Source organism: Actinoplanes sp. NPDC023936 (assembly GCF_040639325.1).
Classification (GTDB): Bacteria; Actinomycetota; Actinomycetes; order Mycobacteriales; family Micromonosporaceae; genus Actinoplanes.
Window position 1 is genome coordinate 1 of the sequence record NZ_JBEZZR010000081.1, and the last position, 9,525, is coordinate 9,525.

General features: G+C 66.2%; 3 protein-coding genes. All 3 read right to left on the reverse strand.

Annotation, left to right across the window (positions count from 1 at the left end):
- Positions 1–1,368: 1,368 nt before the first annotated feature.
- Positions 1,369–1,677, reverse strand: coding sequence for a hypothetical protein (locus AB0F72_RS41895; protein WP_360444826.1), 309 nt, complete (start codon positions 1,675–1,677; stop codon positions 1,369–1,371).
- Between the two features lie 14 nt (positions 1,678–1,691).
- Positions 1,692–8,519 carry a polymorphic toxin-type HINT domain-containing protein gene (locus AB0F72_RS41900; protein ID WP_360444829.1) on the reverse strand — a complete coding sequence of 2,276 codons (6,828 nt, stop codon included), beginning with the start codon at positions 8,517–8,519 and terminating at the stop codon, positions 1,692–1,694.
- 166 nt (positions 8,520–8,685) lie between these two features.
- Positions 8,686–9,525 (reverse strand): LamG domain-containing protein (locus AB0F72_RS41905; RefSeq protein WP_360444832.1); only part of this gene is annotated, 840 nt, incomplete at its 5' end.

A 9,525-nucleotide genomic window follows, 5' to 3' on the forward strand; every position in this document is an offset into this window, starting at 1 on the left:
GCCGAATATGAGGCACTACACGCGATGACCCAGCAGGCCACCGCACCCCTGAAAACCAGCTAACCAACTCTCCATCAAACCCGGGGCTTGACAGGCGGGATCCTGGTGCTCGCGCTGGGCGGCGGTTTTTGCGGCGTGCCCGACTCTGACTGGGCCACCAAGGAGAACGATGAGGCCCGGGAGTTGCGCGCCCGTGGTTGGACGAGCAGGCCAACGCCGCACGCACCCGGGTGTTCCTGGCCGCACGCTCGATCTGCACACCGCGTTCATCACCGCCACCGCCGACCGGATGCGGCGCAACCTGCACGCCGCGATGGACGTGCTTGACGGCAGTGGACGAGGACTGGAGTGGTGCCGGCGAGCACATAGTACGTGTGGCATCTCCACCGCCAGCACGGAGAGTGACCCACGGTCGAATGCCGTTGACCTGGACTTTCATCGACCCAGACCGCGCCGGCCACCGGCGGAGGACCTGGTTGACGGCAACGGTGACGGCAACACGGACAGACACCAGCGCACGCCACCGCTCGCCGAACGGGTCCCAGTTGGACGCCCTCGACGCCCTCTCCTCGAACGGCCGGCCCAGGACACGAATGACGACCTTTGGGCGGCGCGAGGGTACCGAGGGGCCGCCCCTCCGGCCTCAAGGGCGCTACGCGTCGCCCTGCGACCGCCCTACGGGCGCCCCTTGACCCCGGAGACCACTACGCCCCGCAGCCGCCAACACCACCGGGCAGGCACCTGACGGCGCCCTACCCGCCAGCGCGCCACCCAACCGCCAACGAGTCGGCCAGAACATCGAACATACGCGGAGGACAGGCGACGAAGACCACGGAGGACACCACGGTCTCGGAGCACGGCAGACCCCTGGGAGGACACCCTGGGAGGAGGCATGCTGGTTCAAATTTGCTCTACAAAATCAAGAGCGGCCCGGCCGAGGCCGGGCCGCGCGCACGCGCTCAAGGCCTACGGCCCTGCGCGCACGCCTGGTGCTACCGACCGCCGACCATGAGATAGGCGATCTACCGGCCGAGGCCGGGAGGAACACTGGGTCGAGCAGCCCTAGACGCGCTTCCAGCGATCGACGCCAACCACGAGCAAATCGACTGCCTTAGATCACTTCCGTTCATGACGGCAACCGTGACGGCAACCCGGGCGGACCATGCCCACCAGCGAAACCCTGCCGTCACGGAGTGCAACCATCGATCGTAGTGCGCGAAGGCCGAAAGGCGGCGACCAGGAGCATCGGCCGACCCTCCGCACGCAGCTTTCAGTCGCGCCAGACACGGAACGATAGCCAAAGCAACGACAACGACGCGCACCATTGGCTAGGCACAAAGGACTACCACGAAATCTGGTTAACCGAGATCAATCTCCTTCAATGAAAAGGTACCCACTCAGCGCTCGCGCTTCAGTCGCCCCTTCGAGGACTTCCTCAGCTTTTTCCCGCTGAGCATCCGCGATGTGACCACCCGCCAAAACCTCTCGCAACTCCGCAATTAGGCGTTCTAGCTGTATGAAGTTGAACATAGCGTCGGCGTACGGATCTATCACATCGAGAACCTTAGAGCCAGCGGCAGCACGTAGCCGCGCGAGCTGCAGGAACGAGTTGGAGGCATCATCTACGAAACGTCGTACGCGATCATGCGCTTGGTTTTCAACATAGAAGGTAAGCATGTCGATCCTTGAGGCTAGTTTGGCATGCCGGGATGCATGGTAACCACTCTTCCATTCTGCTCCGTGACTACCGTATACACCTTTGTGGGCAAACCATTTTGGTCGACGCCGATTATCTCCGGCGCGGTACAGACACGCTCGCATCGAGTTGTTCCCGTTTGCGGCCGTGCCGGAAAGTTCGCAGCATCGTCAACTAGATCGTACGGGTCCACACCATCGTCAAATGTCGACTTTCCCGGCACATTTTTAGGTCCACCGGAGAAATGAGTGTCCGTGACATGCTTCTCGCCGATGTGATCCATCCACGGCTCACTGCAGTTGTGTACGAGGACCGGCGTGGTGCCGGCGAGCACATAGTAGGTGTGGATGTCGGCGACGGTGAGGTCGCGCATGTTCTTGTCGCCGATGTGGTTGTGCACCTTGACGACGCGTTGCACAGTGCCGTCAGCCGCCCGGAGCAGCGACTTCCCGGGCGTCAGGTCTCCGGCGCCGACCCAGGTCTTGCTGTTCACGTCCCAGAATGGGTGGTTCTGGGTGGTGCTCAGGACGACGTCGTCATCGGCCACATCCGTGCTGCCACGCTCATCGGTGGGCCGAGTCGTACGGACCGTCAGCTCGGTGAGGTGGGTGTCCTCGTTCGAGTGAGTCACCGTTACGGTCTTGGCTGCCGTCTCACCCGTCTCCGGGTCGGTGGCGATCACCTTGTCGCCGACAGCGACATCCTTGATGGGCTTACTGCCGCCCCCGGCCATGAGCACGCGGGTGGTCGGCGCGAAGCTGTGCCGACGACAGTCCCGCGCTCGAGCCAAGACGTCGTCAGCCCATTTGAGGTCATCCATCCACGCCATGACGGCTTTGCCGGCGCGCAGGACGAGTGGCATGGCCTTGAACGCTTGGATCATCTTGCCGAACGGGAGCGCTCCGGCAAGCGTCATGGCACACGCTTTGAAATCGCCCTTGGTGGCGCAGTTGCGGATGTCGTCGATGCCGAAGAATTCCAGCAGGATTTTGCCGCCTTGCTCGACGATCACGTCGACGGCGTTCTTCTTCCTGATTTCTTCGGCTCGTTTGACTTCTTCGGCGGTGAGTCCGCCGCCGGGGGTCTCTTTCTGGCCGCCGTTGGTGCCGCTGGTGGTGGTGGTGGTGGTGTTTCCGCCGCCGCCGCTGGGGCTGCCGGTGCTGGGGCCGTCTTCGTCGGGGTCTTTGACGAGCTTGAATTTGCCGTCTTTACCTTTTACCCACTTTTGGTCGGTTCGTTCGAGAATCTCGCCTTCCTTTCCGGGATCGTCGCCGATCATCGGCAGGGCGCCGGTGGGGTCGCTGGAGGAGACGGGGCTGTTGTTGGCGTACGCGTAGGCGTTCCACTGCCGCGGGTCGGACATGTCCTGGATCGGGTCGACCGAGATGAACCGGCCCAGCGCCGGGTCGTACTCGCGGGCGCCCAGGTGCACCAGTCCACTGGGGTTGGTGTCTCCGCCGACGAAGCCCTTGTTGTTGGGCCATTGGACGGCGGTGCCCCGGGGTGTTCCGAACGGCGTCTGGCGGCGGATCTGCACCTGCTGGCTGTAGGCGTTGACCGCGACCTGCTGGGTGCCCTGGTGGTCGGAGAACAGCCAGGTCAGTGCCTGCGATCCGACGGTACGGGAGGCGATTGTCTGCCCGTTGAAGGTGTAGTACCGGGTGCCGGTCAGGGTGGCGGTGGTGCCGCTGACCTGGCGCCGGATCTCCATGCCCGGCAGGTAGAGGGTCTGTCCGGTGGCGTCCCGGCGGATCAGCCGGTTGCCGTCGGCGTCGTAGAGGTTCTGCTCGACGAGGGTGCTGCCCTTGGTCACCTTGGCGAGGTGGCCTTCGACGTCCCAGGTCAGGGTTTGTCCGTCGCCGGGGCGGCTGGTCATGTTGCCGGTGGCGTCGTAGGCGTAGGACACCGTGGTCCCGGCGGTCTGGCCGGGCAGGGTGGTGGTCATCGCCGAGACCGAGTGCGGGCGGACCGCGTTGGCGCCGGACGGCGGGACCTGGTAGGTGCGGACGGTCTTGCCGGCTGCGGCGTTCGACGTCTCGGTCTTGCGGTTGCCGATGCTGTCGTAGGTCCAGTCGATCCAGTACGGCGCGGGGCCGCCCATGGTCGCCAGGCTCGGGGTCGCCGTCTTGCAGTCGACGTTGGTGGAGGGTGTCCACGCGGTGGTGAGCTGGCCGAGTGCGTCCTGCTGGAAGCACTGGTAGTCGGCCGCCCCGACCTGCGGGGTGTTGGCGATGCCGACGATGTTGCCGGCGTCGTCGTAGTTGTACTTGATCTGTGAGACGGTGCCGGTGGCGGTCTCCGGCTTGACCCGCACGGTGTCGAGACGCCGGGTGTAGGGGTCGTAGGAGAAGCTCTGCTGCGCGTAGACGCCGCCGGTGAACTTCAGCGTGGAGACGGTCGGCTCACCGTAGGAGCTGTACTCCTGGCCGATGACGTACGAGTCGGTGCCGGACCACGCGGTGTTGAGCCTGCTCGGCAGGCCGGTGGTCGCGTCGAAGACGGTGGTGACCTCTTCGCCCGCGACGTTGCCGCCGGCCGGGTAGCTGATGGAATTCGGTGCCCCGTTGAAGGCGGAGTAGCCGTACCCGTAGACGTAGATACCGGCGAGACCGGTCTCGTTGGCCGGGATGACGTAGTGGGCGGAGGACGGCTGGTAGCGGGCGGTGAAGTTGCGTACCTGCCACTCGTAGGTGTTGCCGCCGTCGTAGCGGAAGCTCTGGGTGAGCTGACCACGGACTGTCGCGCCGGTGTAGAGCTTGTCGTAGATCCACTCGGCGCGTTTGGTGCCGGCTGTCGCCGGGGCTACCGGCGCGTCCAGGACCGCTGTCTTACGGCCGAGCGAGTCGTAGGTGAACTGCAGGGTCTTGCCGAGCGCGTCGGTGGTCTCGGTCTGCTCGTTGTAGTCGTTGTACTTGGTGGTGGTCTTGCCGCGGTCCGGGTCGACGGCTTCGGTACGGCGGCCCTTGGCGTCGTACTTGTAGGTCCACTGGTTGTCGGCGTCGTCCCGGGTCAGGGTGAGCTGGCCCTTGGCGTTGTAGGTATAGCTCGTGGTGGTGTAGCTGCCGGTCTTGCCGGCTGCGGTGTTGTACTGCCGCAGTTCGACGGTGCGGCCCTGGGCGTCGACGATGGACGTGGCCGGGGTGCCGCCCTTCGGGGGCACGACGGTGGTCCGGTCGCCTTCGTACGAGGTGGTGGTGCGCCACCGTTCGACGATGTTGGTGACGCCGTCGCCGGACAGGAAGATGCTGTCGGTGACCCGGCCGGCCTGGTCGTAGAGGGTGCGGTTCTGGGACAGCACCGACCATTCCGGTTCCCACCACAGGGTTCCCGTGGGTGCGCCCGGTTCGGCGTGGGCGCCGTAGGTCATCTCGACGCGGCCGTGCTGGTCGTACAGGCTGTCGGTGACGACGCGTTCACCGCTGAGGACCTGGGTCTGGGTCTGCCGCGAGCGCAGGAACCCGTCGAAGATCTCGTAGCCGACGTCGTACTTGCCGACCGCGTTGAGGGTTTCGCTTTTGACGTACGGATACGTGGATTTGGTGTCGGAGTAGTAGTAGGTGTAGCGGGCCGACGGGCTGTTCGGGTTGGTCGCCTTGGACCAGCCGATGTTCCAGGTGGCGGCGACGCGGCCGAGCGGGTCGTAGGTGACCTCGGTGACCCGGCCGTTGGGGTCGGTCGTCTTGGTCGGCAGCCCCCACGCGGGGTTCTTCTCCGTGGTGGTGACCCAGTTGAGGTGGTTGCTGCTGACGTCCTTGGTGACGATCCCCTTGTCCGGGGTGTACGTGCGGGTGGTGAAGTTGCCCTTGATGTCGGTGGCCTTCTTCGGCCGGCCGAAGTCATCGAACTCCGAGGTGCCGGTGGTCTGCCAGACGGTGCCGCCCGCGGCGGTCCAGTCCTTGAGGCCGTCGACCCGGGTGGGCAGGCCCCGCGTCGGCGCGGTGCTCAGGTCGCCGGCGCCGTCGTAGAAGGTGCGCGCGTCGGAAACCACGTGGTCGGCGCTGGTCGGCGCGGTGCCGCAGGTCAGTGCCGTGGTGGTGACCCGGCTGGGCAGTGTCGTGAGGTTCTTCGCGGTGTTGCGGTTGTAGGTGTAGGTGGTGCACTGCTCGTCGCCGGTCTTGGCGGTGTCGCCGTCGCTCTGCGACCAGACGAGGGTGCCGTACGTGTCGTCGTACTTGGATTCGCTGCGGGTGGTGCGCCAGCCGCGGCTGCCGTGGTCGCCCAGGGCGGTGGCCGAGTAGCTGACCCGGGTGTTGACGAACCGGGACTCGGCGACGTCACCGTTGATGGTGCGCGACGCGGTCGCCGGCGACCGCCAGGGAACGTTGACCGTCTTGGAGACGGGTTTGCTGGTGGTGCCGTTGTAGACGACCTGCTCGCGGACCATGCCCGCGTACTGGTCCTCGTCGTAGACCGTCTCGTCGCCGAGCGACGCCGCCACGGTGACGGCACCGGAGGCGCCCTTGTCGCCGTGCATGCCGCGCAGGTAGGTGGTCTTGGTCAGCGTCTTGCTGCTGTCACCGACCTGAGTGGTGACGGTCTTGAACCCGCGGAACTGGCTCCACGTCTTGTACTTGGGCTTGGTGAACCCGTCGTCGTCGGCGTAGTGCCACGCCGGGTCGCCCTCGTACGTGTAATAGGTGTTCTTCGTCGGCGCCTGGTGGCCGTCGGCGAGCTGGATGTCGGTCTCGGAGACCTGGGTGACCACGTACTTGTGCCACCACTCGGTGTGGTCACCGTCGGAGGTGGAGTACGGGTCGGGGCCGATGACCGGGTAGCAGAGTTTGGTGTTGTCCTGCGCCGAGGACGGCAGGTTGGTCTGGCTGCACTCGGGCTGCGAGTACGTCACCTGGATGAAGGCGCCGGTCTCGGTCTCGATGCCGGCCAGGCGCTGCCAGTTGTTGGTGGTGTTGGTCTGGGTCAGGACCCGGTTCTGCTTGGCGATCGAGTGCAGGACGACCTTCGGCATCGTGACGGTGCCGCCGACCAGGCCGCTGCGCTGAATGGACCGCAGCCAGAGCCCGCCCTCGCTGCCGTCACCGGGTGACGGGAAGGTGTGCGTCAAGGTCCACGAGTCGACGTCCTGCCACGCGGCGGTGGTCTTCGTGGTGTCCCACACCCGGGTCTTCACGCTCGCCAGCCGCTTGGTGCTCCAGAACGTCGGCGAGTAGTTGGTGCCACAGTTGGCCGCCGCCGCGGTGCACTCCTGGTCCCACGGGGTGTCGGGCCAATGCGCCGCGTCGTGGGTGGCGCAGTCGGACTCGCAGCGGTCACCGGTGGTGAAGACGACCTGTGCCAGCGGGGTGACCGAGCGGTCGACGGCGCCGGCGGCGGTCAGCCGGTCCCAGGTGCCGTAGTCGATGCGGGCGAGGCTGCCGCCGCGCACATAGGAGACCTTCTTGGTGGAGGTGACCTCCGCCGCGTAGTTGTTGGTCTCCTTGTTGTACCAGTACGACATGGTGTTGCCGTGCACGTCGACGACGTAGTCGAGGTTCCAGCGCCAGACCTGGTCACATCGCGAGTCGCTGAACTTCGCGGCGTAGCAGGGCTCGCCCGAGTGGTTGCCGTAGACCGGCGCGGTCCAGGCCGAGTTCGTGGTCGCGGTCTGACCGGGCAGGCTGTTGCGGCCGAAGAAGTACTGGGTGCCGTCGGTCGTGGTGACCTTCCAGTGCTCGCCGGTGCCGATGGCCCCGACCTTCTCGATCTTGGAACCGTCCTCGTTGCGGGCGTGCCAGCCCTTGCCGGACTGGTAGATCAGCTCGCCGCCACCGCCGTTGAGTGACAGGGTGGCGTTGTCGGAGCGCCAGCACAGGTCACCGGTCTGTTCCGGGTTGTTGGTGGTGCCGGACTTGTCCTCGGCGCAGGGGATGTAGCGGCGTTCGATGTACCCGGGCGAGTACTCGAAGCCCTCACCGATCCACGACGGCTGGTTGTTGGTCGCCGCGGACCGGCCGTCCACGCTCGCCGAGGAGTAGCCCAGCGAGATGTTCGGCTGCGGCCCGGCGATCGCGGCCGGCGACCGCATCGGGTACGACCAGTTGAACGAACCGGACGATCCACCGGTGCTCCAGGTCGACGACGGCGCCAGCGACGTCGCGGTGAAGTCACCCGACGCGCCGGACGGGGCCGCCGCGAGCGCCACCATCGTCGCGGCCCTCGGCTGCGCCGCCGTGGCAGCGGCCACCGTCGTCTCCGCGGTCATCACCCCGGCGTCGGGGTCGTTGGTCGCCGGCAGCGGGGTCGCCGAGCAGCCCTTCTGCTGCGGTGTGCTCAGCGCGCACTCCGGCACGCTCCACATCCGCAACCGCGACGACCAGCCGGCCCCGTAGGCGTACCGGAAGCCGGAGTAGTCGATCGACACGGCCGCCTTGCCACCGGCGGAGCCGGCAGGCGCCGCCAGGCGGGCGACGACGCCGTCCCGCAACGCCGCGGGAACCTTGGCCCGGTCGAGGACCTCCACCTTCACCCGGGTCAGCCGGTCACCGGCAGCCCCGGCGCCACGAGCCACCTTCACCGGCAGGCTCCCGGCCGCGGCCGCCGCCCGGCGGGCCTGACTCGTGGCCGTGAGCGTCACCTCGGCGGCGCCCGCGGACGGCCACGCCGGCTCCGGAACGTCGGCGGGCTTCTGCGCCGCCACCGTACGGCCGACGCCCTTGATCTCACCGCCGACCTTGTCCAGCTTCTCGACCTGACCCCTCAGCGGCTCCGGCTTCGGCGGAGCCGCCTGCACCGGAGTTCCCACCAGGATCGACGCACCGACCAGGGCGCCGAGCGCGGCGGACAGCAACGGACGACGCCGTTGCAGGAAGGTTCTCGAGCCGGCCATTGCACTGGATCTGGAGATTCCAGCCATCACTCTTCTTTCGCGAGAGTTAGTTGACCGCAGGCAGGGATTTGTCTGCGGAGAAGGTGTGCGAATACGGATCGAGGGCCGCCGTTACGGCAGCCCTCGATCGGTGATCACGCAGCTGCGTGGCTAAAGGCGGATCGGGCTACCCGATCGCGTTCGCCCGCAATTGGGATTCCGCCTTGTGCAGTACGGCGACCCGCTTGTCACTCATCGCGCCCTGGTATGCCTGCACGTAGTCGATGCCGCCGTGCCACTGGTCGACCCATGCTCCAGTGCTGCCTGCGGGGGTGTGCCATACGCTGCCGAGGACCAGCGGGCCGTCCGCGTGCCACAGCGTTCCGGTGGCTCCCGCTACCAGCGTGCCGTTGACGAACAGTCGTATCTGCTGGCTGGCTTGCGGGTCGTAGACGAAGACCACGTGGCTCCACTGGGCTATGTCTTCGTCGGTCAGCACCTCGCTGGAGGCGGCGATCTGACCCGGCGCTCCCGCCGTGTTGCTTTGCGGCGCGTAAAGGACGAATCGAGGGCCAGTGACGCCGTTGACCGTAGTGGTGCGGATCCCTAGGAAGAACGAGGAATTGACGGAACCCTTCTGCGATACCGCGGTCCGCACTTTCCCGTCGAGCTGGTCGGGTTGCAACCAAGCCGACACCGTGAAGCCTTGGTCGGTGCGCACCGTCGGTTCCTGTTGCCAGTTCTCGGGCTCACCTGCCTTCGCGAGGTTGCGCTCCGAGAGGGCGTATTCCTTGGTTGCTTGGCCGTAGTGCGGGTCGTATTCGTCTTTCATAAAATGTGTGTTGTTGAACTCCAGGCCGTAGCGGTCGTGCGAGCTCGACTCAGTGACGTCGACGCCCGTGGCCAATGCCAGACGGCGGTCCCATCCGGAGCCCTCCCTGTCACGCTGATGTGAGACAGCCCGTCTACCAGGGGATACTCTTCCTGGACGGTCTTGAGGAGAGCACATCAGCATGTCGTCGAAGCC